Source organism: Actinoplanes sp. NPDC048967 (genome assembly GCF_040649415.1).
Lineage (GTDB): Bacteria > Actinomycetota > Actinomycetes > Mycobacteriales > Micromonosporaceae > Actinoplanes.
In genome coordinates, this window is sequence record NZ_JBEZFL010000003.1 from 438,605 (window position 1) to 452,828 (window position 14,224).

Genomic DNA, 14,224 nt, shown 5'->3' on the forward strand with positions numbered 1-14,224 from the left:
CCTCCGCTCCGCGGATCGGCGCTCGTCCGACGTCGTGGTCCTGGTCGTAGCCTCACCGCTGCGCTCATCGCACGGGCCGGGGCGTCGCCGGGTGATTGCCGGCGTTGACCAGCTCGGCGACCGCGTCGCGGGGGCTCTTCTTGGTCACCAGGCCCTCGCCGACCAGCACCGCGTCCGCGCCGGCCGACGCGTACCGGATCAGGTCGTGCGGGCCGCGCACGCCGGACTCGGCGATCTTGACCACGTTGTTGGGCAGGCCGGGCGCGATCCGCTCGAAGACGGACCGGTCCACCTCCAGGGTGCGCAGGTCGCGGGCGTTGACGCCGATGACCTGGGCCCCGGCGTCCAGGGCCCGGTCGGCCTCCTCCTCGTTGTGCACCTCGACGAGGGCCGTCATGCCCAGCGACTCGATGCGCTCGAGCAGGCCGGTGAGCACGTTCTGCTCCAGCGCGGCCACGATGAGCAGGACGAGGTCGGCGCCGTGGGCCCGGGCCTCGTGCACCTGGTAGCTCGACACGACGAAGTCCTTGCGCAGCACCGGCACGCCGACCGCGGCCCGCACCGCGGCCAGGTCCTCCAGCGAGCCGCCGAACCAGCGGCCCTCGGTGAGCACGCTGATGCAGCGCGCGCCGCCGGCCGCGTACTCGCCGGCCAGCTCGGCCGGGTCCGGGATGTCGGCCAGTGCGCCCTTGGACGGCGACGACCGCTTGACCTCCGCGATCACCGCCACGCCGGGCTTGCGCAGGGCCGCGTACGCGTCGATCGCCGGCGGTGCCGCCGCGGCGAGGTCACGCACCTGCTCCAGCGAGAGCTGCTGCTGGCGGGCCGCGACGTCTTCGCGGACCCCGGCCAGGATCTCCTCGAGCACGTTCTGCGGTCCCGCACCACGCTCCGCGGGTCCGCCACTGCCCGCCGCCTGATCGGATGTCACCTAATGACTCCCCTCTCCGGGTGTCCTCGGCCCGATGCTAGGTGGCCGCCGACATGTCCAGCCCCCCGGGGTATGGCGCGCCTCACGAGATGGGCTGCGGCATAATGCGCACCCGGGTGGCGCGCTGTTTCATCCGTCACATCCTCCTCGCCGGCATCAGGCGACTACCTGCGACCCCCTGGATGATCGGTTGATCCCCCCTGCCGGTGACGGTGGTGTCACCGATCGGAAATACGACTCCGGCATCATCGGACTCCGGCAGACTGGTCGGCGGCGTCAGCAACGCCGGCCCCCGGCACGAGTCTCGTGAGGTTGACCATGGCTACTGCAGAGGTTGGTTTCGTCGCCGTCTCCCGGGCCGTCGTCGCGGCGGCCGCCGAGCTCGCGGCCGAGGTCGAGCGCCGGGTGGTGGGCGACGAGAACGTCCGGACCGCCCAGGGCAACGCGTGGGCGGCGATCTGCGCCGACCGCGCCCGGGCCCAGGCCCGCGCCGACATGGACGCGATGGTGGCGGCCCTGGCCACGAACGCGAGCCAGGGTCAGCGGCGCAAGGGTCAGCGCGCCGTCGGGTCGTCGCCGCGGTCGAGCGCGTCCCAGGCCGCCCTGGTGTCCACCCGCTGATCCACGTCCGCGTCGGTGACCGGTGCGTCCGCGGCGCCCCGGCGTTCGTAGCGGGCGCCCATCGCGGGCCACTCGTGACCGGAACGGGCCGCCCAGAGGCCACCCGACACGATCAGCAACCCACCCAGCACGCAGACCACCGGCCACAGGGTGGCGCCGGTCCCGGCCGCGCCGACGTCCAGGCCGGCCCGTCCGGCGACGGCTCCGGCCGCGACACCCGCGCCGACCAGCGCCAGCAGCCCGCCCAGGAAACGGCGCAGCAGGCCGCGCGTGGCGAGCAGCGCGCCCGCTCCGGCCAGGGCGACCAGCGCCAGCCCGATCACCCAGGGCTCCAGGTCGGCGCCCGTGCGGGCCGCGCGCAACGACGACAGGCCCGGCCGCGCGGTGACGATCTCGGACCAGGTGCGGGTCACGCCGTAGACGGCCAGCCCGGCGCCCGCGGCGCACAGCAGGACCGCGTACGCCAGCCGGCGGCCGGGTGTCATCAGCGCGCCGCGCGCAGTGTCTCGGCGGCCGCGATCGCCGCCAGCACGGCCGCGGCCTTGTTACGGGTCTCCTGCTCCTCGGCCGCCGGATCGGAGTCCGCCACGATGCCGGCGCCGGCCCCCACGTACGCCGTCCCGCCGTGCATCAGCGCCGTACGGATCGCGATCGCCATGTCCATGTCGCCGGCGAAGCCGAAGTAGCCGACCGTGCCGCCGTACAGGCCGCGCCGGGTCGGCTCGAGGCTCTCGATGATCTCCATGGCCCGGACCTTGGGGGCGCCGGACAGGGTGCCCGCCGGGAACGTGGCGGCCAGGGCGTCGAAGGCGCTCCGGTCGGCGCGCAGCTCACCGACGACGGTCGAGACGATGTGCATGACGTGGCTGTAGCGCTCGATGCGGGCGAAGTCCGGCACCTCGACCGTGCCCGCCCGGCACACCCGGCCCAGGTCGTTGCGGCCCAGGTCGACCAGCATGACGTGCTCGGCGCGTTCCTTGGGGTCGGCCAGCAGCTCCGCCGCGAGCGCGTTGTCCTGCTCGGGGGTGCCGCCGCGCCAGCGGGTGCCGGCGATCGGGTGCAGCAGCGCCCGGCGCACCCCGCCCTGCTCGGCGCTGACCTTGAGGTGCGCCTCCGGCGACGAGCCGACGATGTCGAAGTCGTCGAAGCGCAGCAGGTACATGTACGGGCTCGGGTTCGTCGCGCGCAGCACTCGGTAGACGTCCAGCGGGTCGGCGTCGGTGGCCCGTTCGAAGCGTTGCGCGACGACGATCTGGAAGCACTCGCCGGCCCGGATGGCCTCCTTGGCCGTCTCGACCGCCTTCTGGTAGTCGCCCGGGGCGGTGCGACTGACCACGTCACCGGCCGGGCGCCGCTCGACGGTGGAGATCATCGGCGGGGTGGGCCGGGACAGCGCGGTGGTCATCGCGTCGAGCCGGCCGACCGCCTGGTGGTACGCCGCCCGGGCGGCACGCGCGTCGGCGCCGGGGTCGAGCACCGCGTTCGCGACCAGGATGGCCGAGCCGTCGTAGTGGTCGAGCACCACCAGGTCGGTGGCGAGCATCATGCCCAGCTCGGGCAGGGGCACGTCGTCGGTGGTGGTGGACGGCAGCCGCTCGAACCGGCGGACCAGGTCGTAGCTGAGGTAACCGACCATGCCGCCGGTCAGCGGGGGCAGGTCGTCGCCCGTACCGGGCTCCTCGGCAGCGGCCAGGGCCGCGACGGTCTCCCGCAGCGCGACCACCGGATCACCGTCCACCGGTACGCCGGCCGGCGGGTTACCGAGCCACGCGGCCTGACCGTCCCGTTCCACCAAAGTGGCGGCACTGCGCACGCCGATGAACGAGTAGCGCGACCAGGCGGCCGAGCCCGCGCCCTGCTCCGCCGACTCCAGCAGGAAGGTGCCGGGGCCGCCGGCCAGCTTGCGGTAGACGCCGATCGGGGTCTCGCCGTCGGCCAGCAGCCGCCGAACGACGGGCACCACCCGGCGCCGGGCCGCCTGCGCGACGAAGGCGTCCTCGTCCGGGGTGACCGAGCCGCTGGTCATGAGCTCTCCCCCGGCACGGCGGGCAGGTCGTCGGAGAAACAGGTGTGGGTGCCGGTGTGACAGGCCGCGCCGACCTGCTCGACCGTGACCAGCAGCGCGTCACCATCGCAGTCCAGCGCCACGGAACGGACATACTGGTGGTGGCCCGAGGTGGCTCCCTTGACCCAGTACTCGCCCCGGCTGCGGGACCAGTAGGTGGCCCGGCCGGTGGTCAGCGTGCGGTGCAGCGCCTCGTCGTCCATCCAGGCCAGCATCAGCACGTCGCCGGTGCCGGCCTCCTGGACGATCGCGGCCACCAGGCCGTCGGAGGTGCGGCGCAGGCGGGCGGCGATCGCCGGGTCCAGCGCGGAGACAGGTCCGTTCACAAGGTCAGTCGCGGGCACAGTGTCACATTCTCTCGTATCGGGTACCAGCGTCCACGGGGCCGTACCGGTAGCCCACGATCCGGTCACGGACCCGCACTGGGGGTGTGACCGGGAGGCCGGGGACGGTACCGTCGTCGTGCGCCGCACCTGAGAAGGTGCTGCGCCCGCCGTCCGACCGGCCCGCCCCGCGGATGGCGCCGCCACTGGAACGGGAGTCTTGACCGATGGAGCCGACGTCCGAGCCCGAGAACCGGCAGTCACGCGGCCTGGCCCGTTTCTGGCCGGGGCACGGGATGTCCACGCCGGCGCCCCGCCAGTCCGAAGAGGACCCGGGCGTCCGGCCGGACGCCACCGGCGCCGCGGCGCACACGTCCGACCAGCAAGCCGGCGCCGCCGGCCCGAACGGGGAGCACCCGCAGGTGAGCGATCAGCAGTCCCAGCCGCACGATGACCAGCCGGAGCCCGACGAGCAGCCGGCCCCGTTCGCCGCGCGGCCGCACCCGGCGCTGACCAGCGACACCCAGATGGTGGCCCTCGGCTCGCGGCGCCCGGCGGACGCGCTGCTCGGCACGAACGGCGCCCGGTGGACCAACCAGGGCGGGTTCCCGCCGGTGGAGACCAACGGGCACCGCAACGGCGACGCCGGTCCCCGGCACGGCGGCATCCCGATCGCCAACGGCCAGGCCCCGGTGAGCGGCGGCCCGCGTTCGCCGTTCGCCCCGACCGGCGACGAGCCGTCCCCGTTCGCACCGCCCGGTGACGAGGCGATGCGGTCCGCGTTCATGCCCGCCGACGACCGGCCCACCTTCGGCAGCCCCGCCGAGGAGCGGCCGGCCTTCGGCAATGCCGGCGAGGAGCGGTCCACCTCCGGCAGCCCGGGCGACGACCGCTCGGTCTTCGGCACCCCCGGCGACGACCGGTCGGTCTTCGGCAGCCCGGGCGACGACCGCTCGGTCTTCGGCGGCTCCGGCGACGACCGGCCCGTGTTCGGCGGGACCGGGGACGACGCCGCGCCCGGCCCACGGTCGCCGTTCGCGCCCACCGCCGGTGACAGCCGGCCCGGTGCGCGGTCGCCGTTCGCGCCGGCCGACGACGCCGGTCCGGCCGGGCCCCCGTTCGCGCCCTCGCCGTTCGCGCCGCACGCCTCCGGTTCGGCCTCCGTGACCGGCCCCGGTCAGCAGACCGCGCCGAGCGCGACCCCGTCCACTCCCATCCCCCCGCAGCAGCCGGGCCCGCAGCAGGGAAGCTCGCAGCAGTCCGCCGGCCGGCCGGCCGGCGCCACGCCGTCGGCGGCCGGCTCCGCCCAGGTGCCGATGCCGATGCCCGGGCGGCCGGTCAGCACGCCACCGGCCACCGCGCCGGCCCCGGCGGCGCACACGTCGGCGGCGCACACCCCGACTTCGCAGGCCCCGACTCCGCAGGCCGCAGCTGCACAGACCGCCACTTCGCAGGCCCCAACTTCGCAGGTCCCAGCGGCACAGGCTCCGGCGCCGCACACCCCGGCGGTCGACCCGTCGGCGCCGACCCGGCTCGAGCCCACCGGCTGGGCCACCGCCGGCCCACGGGCGGCTGCCTCGGGCAGCGCCGGCGTCCCGGTCAGCGGATCCGGCGGCCGGCGCAGCCGCGACGACGAGGCCGCCGATGAGCAGGTCGCGCCCGCTCCCCGGCGCTCGGCCAACCTGGACGACGTGCAGGAGGCCGCGGCCGGCCGGCGCGCCGCGAAGGCGGCCGGCGAGACACCGCTGCGCCCGGGTGACGTCAACGACGTCTCGATCACCTTCTGGGAGGAGTCGGCCAGCGAGCAGTTCCGCGCCGAGTGGCACGAGGTCAAGGCGCAGTTCGTCGACGACCCGGTGGCCGCCCTGACCCGGGCGCACGACCTGCTCACCGAGGCCGTGCACGAGCTCACCGAGTCGATGCTGGCCGAACGCGACGAGTTGGACCCGCTGCGCGCCGGTTCGACGCCGGACACCGAGAGCATGCGGATGGCGATGCGCGGTTACCGCGAGTTCCTGGACCGCATCCTGGCCCTGTAGGCCGGCACCGCACGACCCGAGAGCCGCGATCCCCGAGGAGGGGGTCGCGGCTTTTGTCATTGCCCCGCCCGCGGAATTCATCTAGCGTTGAACTCATCGAGCGATGAATTACTTGGGGAGGCATGATGACCAGCGCCATCGAGGTCCAGGACCTCGTGGTCGAGCGCGGCCGGCGCCGCGTGTTGCACGGGGTCAGCTGCGCGGTCGCGGCCGGCAGCGTCACGGGGCTGCTCGGTCCCAGCGGCAGCGGCAAGACGACGCTCATCCGGGCGATCGTCGGTGTCCAGGTGGTGAGGTCGGGCACGGTCACGGTGCTCGGCGAGCCGGCCGGGGCGCCGGCTCTACGGCGTACGGTCGGTTATGTCACCCAGGCCCCCAGCGTCTACGCCGACCTGTCGGTCCGGGAGAACGCCCGCTACTTCGCCTCGCTGTACGGCCTCGCCGCGGCCGACGCGGACCGGGCGATCGCCGACGTCGGCCTGGCCGGCGCCGCCGGTCAGCTGGTCGGCAACCTGTCCGGTGGCCAGCGCAGCCGGGCCTCGCTGGGCTGCGCGATGATCGGCGCGCCCCGGCTGCTGGTGCTCGACGAGCCCACCGTCGGGCAGGACCCGGTGCTGCGGGCCGACCTGTGGGCGAAGTTCCACGCGCTGGCCGCGGCGGGCACGACCCTGCTGGTCTCGAGCCACGTGATGGACGAGGCCGGGCGCTGCGACCGGCTGCTGCTGATCCGCGAGGGCCGGCTGATCGGCGACGACTCCCCCGACGCGATCCGCGCCGCGGCCGGCACCGACGACCTGGAAGAGGCCTTCCTGCGCCTCATCCGCGACAACGAGCGGGTGGCGGCGGCATGAGCTTGCGGATCACTCTCTCCACGGCCGCGCGCATCCTGCGGCAGCTGCGGCACGACCGGCGCACGGTGGCCCTGCTGGTCGTCGTGCCGGCGGTCCTGCTGGTCCTGCTCTATTTCATGTACGACGGCGCGGGTGGCACCTTCGACCGCATCGCCCTGGTCATGCTCGGGATCTTCCCGTTCGTGATCATGTTCCTGGTGACCAGCATCGCGATGCTGCGTGAACGCACCACCGGCACCCTGGAACGGCTGCTCACCACCCCGCTGGGCAAGCTCGATCTGCTCTTCGGCTACGGGCTCGCGTTCGGGCTGGCCGCGGCGGTGCAGGCCGGGGTCGCGGTGGCGGTGGCGTACTGGGCGCTGGGGCTGGACACGGTCGGCACCGCCGGGCTGGTCGTGCTGATCGCCGTGGTCAACGCGGTGCTCGGGGTGGCGCTGGGGCTGTTCTGCAGCGCCTTCGCGCGTACCGAGTTCCAGGCCGTACAGTTCCTACCGGTGGTGGTCGTGCCGCAGATCCTGCTGTGCGGGCTGTTCGTGCCGCGCGGGCAGATGGCCGGCTGGCTGCAGGCGACCTCGGACGTGCTGCCGCTGTCGTACGCGATCGAGGCGCTGACCCAGGTCGGCGCGCACCCCGACGCCACCACGACGATGTGGCGCGACCTGACGGTCGTGATCGGTGCGGTGGTCGTCGCGCTGGTCCTGGCCGCCGCGACGCTGCGGCGCCGCACCCCCTGACAAGGAGCTCTTTTGGTACGGCGTAGCGGGCGGCGTCCGGGCAACCAGGACACCAAGCAGTCCATCCTGGAATCCGCCCGCACCGTGTTCGCCGAGGCCGGCTTCGACAAGGCCTCGGTACGGGCCATCGCCGCCGCCGCCGGGGTCGACCCGGCCCTGGTCCACCACTATTTCGGCACCAAGGAGAAGCTCTTCCTGGCGTCGATGAACTCACCGATCAACCCGGCCGAGCTGATCCCGGAGGCGATGGCCGGGCCCCGCGAGCAGGCGGGCGAGCGGCTCGTCGCCCTGGTGCTCCGGATCTGGGACTCCCCCGCCGGCGTGGCCGCGGTGGCCCTGATGCGCTCGGCGATGAGCAACGAGTGGACGGCCCGGCTGATGCGCGAGTTCGTGGTCACCCAGGTGCTGCGCCGCGCGATCGCCGAGCTGGACATCGACGAGAAGGAGGCACCGATCCGGGCGGCGCTGGTCGCCACCCAGATCGGCGGCCTCGCGATGATCCGCTACCTGCTCAAGGTCGAGCCGGTGGCCTCCGCCCCGCCCGAACGGCTGGTGGCCGCGATCGGCCCGACCGTGCAGCGCTATCTGACGGGTGACCTGCCGGGCGTCTTCGACGCCTGATCCCGCGCCGGCGGGGCGGTGGCCGGGTCAGGACCGCAGGAAGGCCAGCAGGTCGGCGTTGATCGTCTCGGCCTGCGTGGTCGGCATCCCGTGCGGGAAACCGGCATAGGTCTTCAGCGTCCCGTTCTGCACCAGCTTCGCCGACAGCGGCGCGGAGTCGGCGTACGGCACGATCTGGTCGTCGTCACCGTGCATGACCAGGACCGGCACCGTGATCTTCTTGAGGTCCTCGGTGAAGTCGGTCTGCGAGAAGGCGACGATGCCGTCGTAGTGCGCCTTGGCGCCGCCCATCATCCCCTGCCGCCACCAGTTCTGGATGATCGCCTCGGAGGGCTCCACGCCGGGGCGGTTGAAGCCGTAGAACGGGCCGGACGGCAGGGCCCGGTAGAAGTCGGACCGGCCGGCGGCCAGCTGCGCCTGGAGGTCGTCGAAGACACTCTTGGGCAGGCCGCCGGGGTTGGCCTCGGTCTGCACCATCAGCGGCGGTACCGCGCTGATCAGCACCGCCTTGGCCACCCGGGACTCGCCGTGGCGGGCGATGTAGTGCACGACCTCGCCGCCGCCGGTGGAGTGTCCGACGTGCACGGCGTCGTGCAGGTCGAGGTGGGCGGTCAGAGCAGCCAGGTCGTCGGCGTAGTGGTCCATGTCGTGGCCGTCGCTGGTCTGGGTGGAACGCCCGTGCCCGCGCCGGTCGTGGGCGATGACCCGGTAGCCGTGCTGGACGAAGAACAGCAGCTGGGCGTCCCAGTCGTCGGCCGACAACGGCCAGCCGTGGCTGAAGACGATCGGCTGGCCCGAGCCCCAGTCCTTGTAGAAGATCTCCGTACCGTCGGGTGTGGTGATCGTGCCCATGATGCCTCCATCGGTCCGGGCGGCGGTTACGCCGACAATCCTCCTGGTCCCGGTCTACCGCCGGGACCACTTCGAGGTGAACATCCGATCAGCGGATTGTTTCGGCCGCACTGTCCCGGGTGCACCGGTGGCAGAGCACCGGGTGCAGCAGGTGGGCCAGGTCGTGGCGGTCGGTGACCGGGCGCGGGAAGGCCAGCCGGGCGAACCGGTCGCCCAGGCGGACCACGAAGCCGTACCGGTCCAGGCGCACGACCTCGGGCTCGTCGCCGGGGCGGGCGGCCGGGCCGAGTTGACGGCGGACGTAGCCGGCCATCTCGTCGACATGGTGGTCGGCGAGGTCGGCGATCAGGTCGAACTCGATGGTGTGCAGCGGGTCGGGGCCGGCCAGGGCGTAGTCGTCGGGGTCGACGTCGACCAGCACGCCGTTGCGTTCGTAGCGCACCTCCGCGACCTCCATCCGGTGCAGGACCTGGGAGTCGCCCACGTCGAGCAGATCGGGGGCCGGGTCGGAGTCGGCGTAGTCCAGGGCGGCCTCGCGGGCCTGCTCGCCGGTGAGCGCCACGGCCCAGCCGGCCACCCAGACCCGGCCGAGCGAGGGGGCGCCGGCGACCGGCGGCACGTCGCTGATGTCGAGGACGAGCGCGGTGTCGTCGTTGCCCTCGCTCGGGCGCAGCGCCGTGGTGAGCGCGCCGTTGCGCGGGGCCAGCAGCAGCACCCGGCCCTGGCTGTCGGTCACGTGCCGGACCGGGTACGGGCCCTGCCGGCAGGCGATGTGCGCGACGGCGGGCAGGTGACCGGCGGCCAGGGTACGGGCGACCTCGGCGGGCGTGGGCTGCATGTCAGGTACCTCCGAGCACCGGTTAGGATTGCCTTAGTAAGGTGAGCCTAACCGTACAACACCCCTCATGCGAAGTGAGATCGCCCGTGAACAACTCCCGTCCCAAGGCCCGGCTCTCGCGGGCCCTCGGCATTCCGCTGACCCGCAAGTGCGTCAAGTACTTCGAGAAGCGGCCGTTCCCGCCGGGCGTGCACGGCCGGGGGCGGCGCAAGGCGTCGGACTACCAGGTCCGGCTGCTCGAGAAGCAGCGCCTGCGGCACCAGTACAACATCAGCGAGGCGCAGATGCGCCGGGCCTACGAGGACGCGCACCGCAAGGAAGGCAAGACCGGCGAGAACATGGTCGCCCTGCTGGAGAGCCGCCTGGACGCCACCGTGCAGCGCGCCGGCCTGGCCCGCACCATCTACCAGGCCCGCCAGCTGGTCGCGCACGGCCACTTCCTGGTCGACGGCAAGAAGGTCGACCGCCCGTCGTACCGGCTCAAGCCCGGACAGGTCGTCGAGGTCCGGGAGACCAGCCGGCAGAAGCCGCCGTTCCAGATCGCGGCCACCGGCGCGCACCTGGACGGCCCGACCGCGCCGTATCTGTCCACGGTGGTCGAGGAACTGCGCACCACGGTGATCCGCAAGCCGCTGCGCGCCGAGGTCCCGGTGGTCTGCGACGAGCAGCTGGTCGTCGAGTTCTACGCGCGCTGAGTCAGCGGGTCTGCTCCAGCCACGAGGCGAAGAGCTTGGCGTAGATCGAGTCCTCGTCCTGGATCAGGGTGGCGTGCGGGCCGCGTTGCACGACGCGGCCCGCGTCCACCACGATCACCTCGTCGGCGGACTGCGCGGTGGACAACCGGTGGGCGATCGCCACGGTGGTGCGACCGCGGGTCACGGTGTCGAGGGCCCGCTGCAGGCGCACCTCGGTGGCCGGGTCGACCGCGCTGGTCGCCTCGTCGAGCACCAGCAGGTCCGGGTCGGCCACGTAGGCGCGTACCAGAGCCACCAGCTGCCGCTCCCCCACGCTGAGCGCCTCGCCGCGCTCGCCCACCGGGGTCAGCAGGCCGAGCGGCAGCCCGGCCAGCCAGTCCGCCAGGCCCAGCTCGGTGAAGGCCCGTTCGAGATCCTCGTCGGTCAGCCCGGGCGCCGCGAAGCGGATGTTCTCCGCCACCGTCGCGTCGAACAGGAAGCCGTCCTGCGGCACCATCACCACCCGCTTGCGCAGGGACGTGAAACGCACCGAGGTCAGCGGCGTGCCGGACAGCAGCACCTGACCGCCGGCCGGGTCCATCAACCGGGTGAGCAGCTTGGCGAACGTCGTCTTGCCACTGCCGGTCTCGCCGACCACCGCGACCCGGGTCTTCGGCGCGATCTCGAGATCGACATCCGCGAGCACGACCGGGCCGCCGGGATAGCGGTACGACACGTCGGCGAAGCGCACCGACAGCGGGCCGGGCGGCAGCTCCACCCCCTCGGCGTCCGGGTCGGCCACGTCCGGCTCGATGTCGAGCACGTCGAGCACCCGGCGCCAGCCGGCCACCGCGTTCTGCGCCTCGTTGAGCACCTCGGTGGCGATCTGCACCGGCTGGATGAACAGGGTGACCAGGAACAGGAACGCGGTCAGCTTGCCCACGCTCAGGCCGCCGTCGACGCCGAGCAGCAGGCCCACGACCACCACGGCGGCCAGCGCCACGCCGGCCGCCAGCTCCCCGGTGGAGAAGCTGATCACGCTGGTCCGCAGCGCCTTCTGCTGCGCCACCCGCAGGTTGTCGATCGAGGTGTCGAGCCGCCGGCCGGTGCGCCCGGCCACGCCGTACGCGCGGATGACCGTCGCGCCGACCACGCTCTCGGCGACCGCGCCGAGCATGACGCCGGTGCGCTCGCGCACGATCCGGTAGACGCCGGCGAGCCGCTTCTGGAACAGCCGGATCACGATCACGGCCGGCAGGAACGCGGCGAACACCACCAGGGTGAGCTGCCACGAGTAGAAGAACATGACGATGGTGGTGACCACCAGCTGCCCCGAGGTGAGCAGCAGCATCACGCCGCCGGTCTGCAGGAACTGGGTGATCTGGTCGACGTCGCCGGTGACCCGCGAGACCAGCGAGCCCCGCCGCTCGGACTGCTGGTGCAGCATCGACAGGTCGTGGATGTGCCGGAACGTGCGCGAGCGCAGCGCACCCAGCGCGGTCTCGCTGACCGTGAACAGCCGGCGGGTCATCGCATAGCCGCAGGCCGTGGAGACGACCAGGACGGCGAGGGTCAGGCCGACGATCGCCGCGACGATGCCCAGATCGGGCCCGCCGGGCGCGCGGATGCCGCGGTCGATGCCCTGCTGGATGGCGATCGGCACGGCGACCCGGCCGGCCATCGAGACCAGCGCGAGCGCGAGCGTGCCGATCAGGCCGGGGCGCAGCTCGGGCGAGAGCGCGACACCGCGGCGGAACGTGGCCAGGGCGCCCTCTTCAGCAACGGGCTTCTCCAGTACGGCGGTGCTCACGCGATGACCTTGCTGTCCTCTTCGCGAGCGGCCTCGGCCTGCTCGTACGCGGTGACCAGGTTGAGATAGCCGGGCTCGGTGGCCATCAGCTCGGTGTGCGTGCCGGTGGCGACCACCCGGCCGTCCTCCAGGTAGACGACCAGATCGGCGAGCGCGATCGTGGCCCGCCGGTAGGCCACCACCAGGATCGAGGCGCCGGAGTCGTCCCCGCGCAGCGAGGCCAGGATGGCCGCCTCGACCCGCGGATCGACCGCGCTGGTGGCGTCGTCGAGCACCAGCAGCCTCGGCCGCCCGGCCAGCGCGCGGGCCAGGGTCAGCCGCTGGCGCTGGCCGCCCGACAGCGACGTGCCGCGCTCGCCGACCGCGGTGTCCAGGCCCTCCGGGAGGTGGGCGACGAAGCCCTCGGCCTGGGCCTGACGCAGCGCCGACCAGGCCACCTCGTCGTCGAGCCCCTCGCGGTCCAGCGTCACGTTGCCCCGCACGGTGTCGTCGAAGACGAACGGCACCTGCGGCACCAGCGCCGCCGCCGAGGCCAGGGCGGGCACGCTCAGCTCGGGCAGCGGGGTGCCGTCGATGCACACCGTGCCCTTGTCGGGGTCGACCAGCCGGACGGCCAGCGAGGCGATGGTCGACTTGCCCGAACCGGTCGCGCCGACCAGGGCCACGGTGCGGCCGGCCGGGACGGTGAAGGAGACGTCGTGCAGCACCTCGGTGCCGTCGCCGTACGAGAAGCGCACGTGATCGAAGGCGATCTCCGCCGGCCCGGTGCGGGCCGGGGCGGCCGAGCCGTACGCCAGGTCGCCGTCGGCGCCGAGCACCGCCTGGACCCGCTCCCAGCCGGCCACGCTGCGCGGCAGCTCGGCGACCACCCAGCCGATCGCCCGGACCGGGAAGGCCAGCACGGTGAACAGGAACGAGACGCTGACCAGCTCGGCGACGCTGATCGCGCCGGACTGCAGCCGCCACGCGCCGAGCAGCAGCACGGCCAGCGTGCCGACGCTGGGCAGGCTGTCCATCACCGGGTCGAACAGGCCGCGCAAGCGGCCGACCGAGATCAGGGCATCGCGCAGCTCGGTCACGTGCACGGCGAAACGCCGGGACTCGTCGGCCTCGCGGCCCATGGTCTTGACCACCAGCGCACCGTCGAAGCTCTCGTGGGCGACCGCGCTGACCTTGCCGCGCAGCTGCTGGGCGCGGATCTGCCGGGGTGACATCCGGCGCGAGTAGACCAGGTTGAGGCCGAACAGTGCCGGGAAGAGGCAGACGCCGACCAGGGCCAGGACCCAGTCGGTGAGGAACAGCGAGACCAGCGCGGCGGCGATCATCACAATCGTGCCGACCGCGAACGGCAGCGGCGCGATCGGCACGAAGGCGGCCTCGACGTCGGAGTTGGCGTTCGACAGCAGGGTGCCGGTGGCGTGCCGCTGGTGCCAGGCGGGCGGCAGGGCCAGATAGCGCCGGGTCACCGCGCGGCGGTAGCGGGCCTGCAACCGGAACTGCATGTAGCCCGCGCCCAGCCGGCGGCCGAAGATGCTGGCCACCCGCAGCAGCGCGATGCCGATGAACGCGGCGGCGATCAGGGCCATCTCACCGGCGCCGGCCCGGTGCTCGGCGAACGCGGGCACGACGACGTTGCCGATCACCCCGCCCACCACGAACGAGTTCGCGATGACCAGCAGGCCGAACAGGCTGCTGCCGATGGTGCCGATGACGAAGAGCCGGGGTTCGGTCCGGATCGCCCGGCCGAGCACGCGCAGGCCTCGGCCCAGCACGTCACGACTGGCCCTCGTGGTCAAAGTCCCCCGCCCTGCGGTAAGTGCCGACCGGCTGTTCCTGCCTTACCGGTCCATCCTGCCGAACCGACC

At 73.3% G+C, this 14,224-nt stretch carries 14 protein-coding genes; 6 read left to right on the forward strand and 8 right to left on the reverse strand.

Annotation, left to right across the window (positions count from 1 at the left end; all coding sequences use genetic code 11):
* Positions 1-64: 64 nt before the first annotated feature.
* The gene (gene trpC, locus AB0C12_RS14570) at positions 65-868 is read right to left on the reverse strand and encodes an indole-3-glycerol phosphate synthase TrpC (RefSeq protein WP_360549008.1); all 804 of its coding nucleotides are present in this window, start codon (positions 866-868) and stop codon (positions 65-67) included.
* A 381-nt stretch (positions 869-1,249) separates the two neighbouring features.
* On the opposite strand from trpC, the gene AB0C12_RS14575 reads away from it, so the two are divergent.
* Positions 1,250-1,552, forward strand: a complete 303-nt coding sequence (locus tag AB0C12_RS14575) for a hypothetical protein (RefSeq protein ID WP_360547899.1) — start codon at positions 1,250-1,252, stop codon at positions 1,550-1,552.
* Here AB0C12_RS14575 and AB0C12_RS14580 read toward each other — a convergent pair.
* From AB0C12_RS14580 to hisI, 3 genes are read right to left on the reverse strand one after another with little or no spacing between them, the layout of a single operon-like run.
* Complete coding sequence (locus AB0C12_RS14580) at positions 1,486-2,037, reverse strand: Trp biosynthesis-associated membrane protein (protein ID WP_360547901.1); 552 nt, start codon at positions 2,035-2,037, stop codon at positions 1,486-1,488. The genes AB0C12_RS14575 and AB0C12_RS14580 overlap by 67 nt on opposite strands.
* Entirely contained in the window at positions 2,037-3,578 is a 1,542-nt protein-coding gene (locus AB0C12_RS14585) for an anthranilate synthase component I (protein WP_360547903.1), read from the reverse strand. Before AB0C12_RS14585 ends, AB0C12_RS14580 begins: the two co-directional genes overlap by 1 nt.
* A complete protein-coding gene (gene hisI, locus AB0C12_RS14590; RefSeq protein ID WP_360547905.1) occupies positions 3,575-3,943 on the reverse strand; it encodes a phosphoribosyl-AMP cyclohydrolase in 369 nt (122 codons plus the stop codon). Before hisI ends, AB0C12_RS14585 begins: the two co-directional genes overlap by 4 nt.
* A gap of 224 nt (positions 3,944-4,167) precedes the next feature.
* Here hisI and AB0C12_RS14595 point away from each other — a divergent pair, with 224 nt between their 5' ends.
* The 4 genes from AB0C12_RS14595 (at position 4,168) to AB0C12_RS14610 (ending at position 8,185) form a co-directional block, all read left to right on the forward strand.
* Positions 4,168-5,979, forward strand: a complete 1,812-nt coding sequence (locus AB0C12_RS14595) for a hypothetical protein (protein WP_360547907.1) — start codon at positions 4,168-4,170, stop codon at positions 5,977-5,979.
* 125 nt (positions 5,980-6,104) lie between these two features.
* On the forward strand, positions 6,105-6,830 hold the full coding sequence (locus tag AB0C12_RS14600) for an ABC transporter ATP-binding protein (RefSeq protein ID WP_360547909.1): 726 nt from the start codon (positions 6,105-6,107) through the stop codon (positions 6,828-6,830).
* Positions 6,827-7,564 (forward strand): ABC transporter permease, encoded by a 738-nt coding sequence (locus tag AB0C12_RS14605; protein ID WP_360547911.1) that lies wholly within the window; start codon positions 6,827-6,829, stop codon positions 7,562-7,564. The genes AB0C12_RS14600 and AB0C12_RS14605 overlap by 4 nt, the downstream gene beginning before the upstream one ends.
* A 12-nt stretch (positions 7,565-7,576) precedes the next feature.
* Positions 7,577-8,185, forward strand: coding sequence for a TetR family transcriptional regulator (locus AB0C12_RS14610; protein WP_360547913.1), 609 nt, complete (start codon positions 7,577-7,579; stop codon positions 8,183-8,185).
* A 27-nt stretch (positions 8,186-8,212) separates the two neighbouring features.
* On the opposite strand, the gene AB0C12_RS14615 is transcribed toward AB0C12_RS14610, so the two are convergent.
* Both AB0C12_RS14615 and AB0C12_RS14620 read right to left on the reverse strand, forming a co-directional pair.
* Positions 8,213-9,037: an alpha/beta hydrolase gene (locus AB0C12_RS14615; RefSeq protein WP_360547915.1), complete on the reverse strand. Its 825-nt coding sequence runs from the start codon at positions 9,035-9,037 to the stop codon at positions 8,213-8,215.
* 88 nt (positions 9,038-9,125) lie between these two features.
* Positions 9,126-9,875, reverse strand: coding sequence for a DUF2470 domain-containing protein (locus tag AB0C12_RS14620; RefSeq protein WP_360547917.1), 750 nt, complete (start codon positions 9,873-9,875; stop codon positions 9,126-9,128).
* Between the two features lie 86 nt (positions 9,876-9,961).
* Here AB0C12_RS14620 and rpsD point away from each other — a divergent pair, with 86 nt between their 5' ends.
* Positions 9,962-10,570, forward strand: coding sequence for a 30S ribosomal protein S4 (gene rpsD, locus AB0C12_RS14625; protein WP_212993645.1), 609 nt, complete (start codon positions 9,962-9,964; stop codon positions 10,568-10,570).
* A gap of 1 nt (position 10,571) precedes the next feature.
* Here the strand turns inward: rpsD and AB0C12_RS14630 are convergent, their stop codons facing one another.
* The gene (locus AB0C12_RS14630) at positions 10,572-12,359 is read right to left on the reverse strand and encodes an ABC transporter ATP-binding protein (protein WP_360547919.1); all 1,788 of its coding nucleotides are present in this window, start codon (positions 12,357-12,359) and stop codon (positions 10,572-10,574) included.
* A complete protein-coding gene (locus tag AB0C12_RS14635; RefSeq protein ID WP_360549010.1) occupies positions 12,356-14,131 on the reverse strand; it encodes an ABC transporter ATP-binding protein in 1,776 nt (591 codons plus the stop codon). The genes AB0C12_RS14630 and AB0C12_RS14635 overlap by 4 nt, the downstream gene beginning before the upstream one ends.
* Positions 14,132-14,224: the final 93 nt, after the last annotated feature.

Coding starts and splice junctions, on each gene's coding strand:
- AB0C12_RS14575 (WP_360547899.1), top strand. CDS start 1,250: ATGGCTACTGCAGAGGTTGGTTTCGTCGCCGTCTCCCGGGCCGTCGTC.
- AB0C12_RS14580 (WP_360547901.1), bottom strand. CDS start 2,037: ATGACACCCGGCCGCCGGCTGGCGTACGCGGTCCTGCTGTGCGCCGCG.
- AB0C12_RS14585 (WP_360547903.1), bottom strand. CDS start 3,578: ATGACCAGCGGCTCGGTCACCCCGGACGAGGACGCCTTCGTCGCGCAG.
- AB0C12_RS14595 (WP_360547907.1), top strand. CDS start 4,168: ATGGAGCCGACGTCCGAGCCCGAGAACCGGCAGTCACGCGGCCTGGCC.
- AB0C12_RS14600 (WP_360547909.1), top strand. CDS start 6,105: ATGACCAGCGCCATCGAGGTCCAGGACCTCGTGGTCGAGCGCGGCCGG.
- AB0C12_RS14605 (WP_360547911.1), top strand. CDS start 6,827: ATGAGCTTGCGGATCACTCTCTCCACGGCCGCGCGCATCCTGCGGCAG.
- AB0C12_RS14615 (WP_360547915.1), bottom strand. CDS start 9,037: ATGGGCACGATCACCACACCCGACGGTACGGAGATCTTCTACAAGGAC.
- AB0C12_RS14620 (WP_360547917.1), bottom strand. CDS start 9,875: ATGCAGCCCACGCCCGCCGAGGTCGCCCGTACCCTGGCCGCCGGTCAC.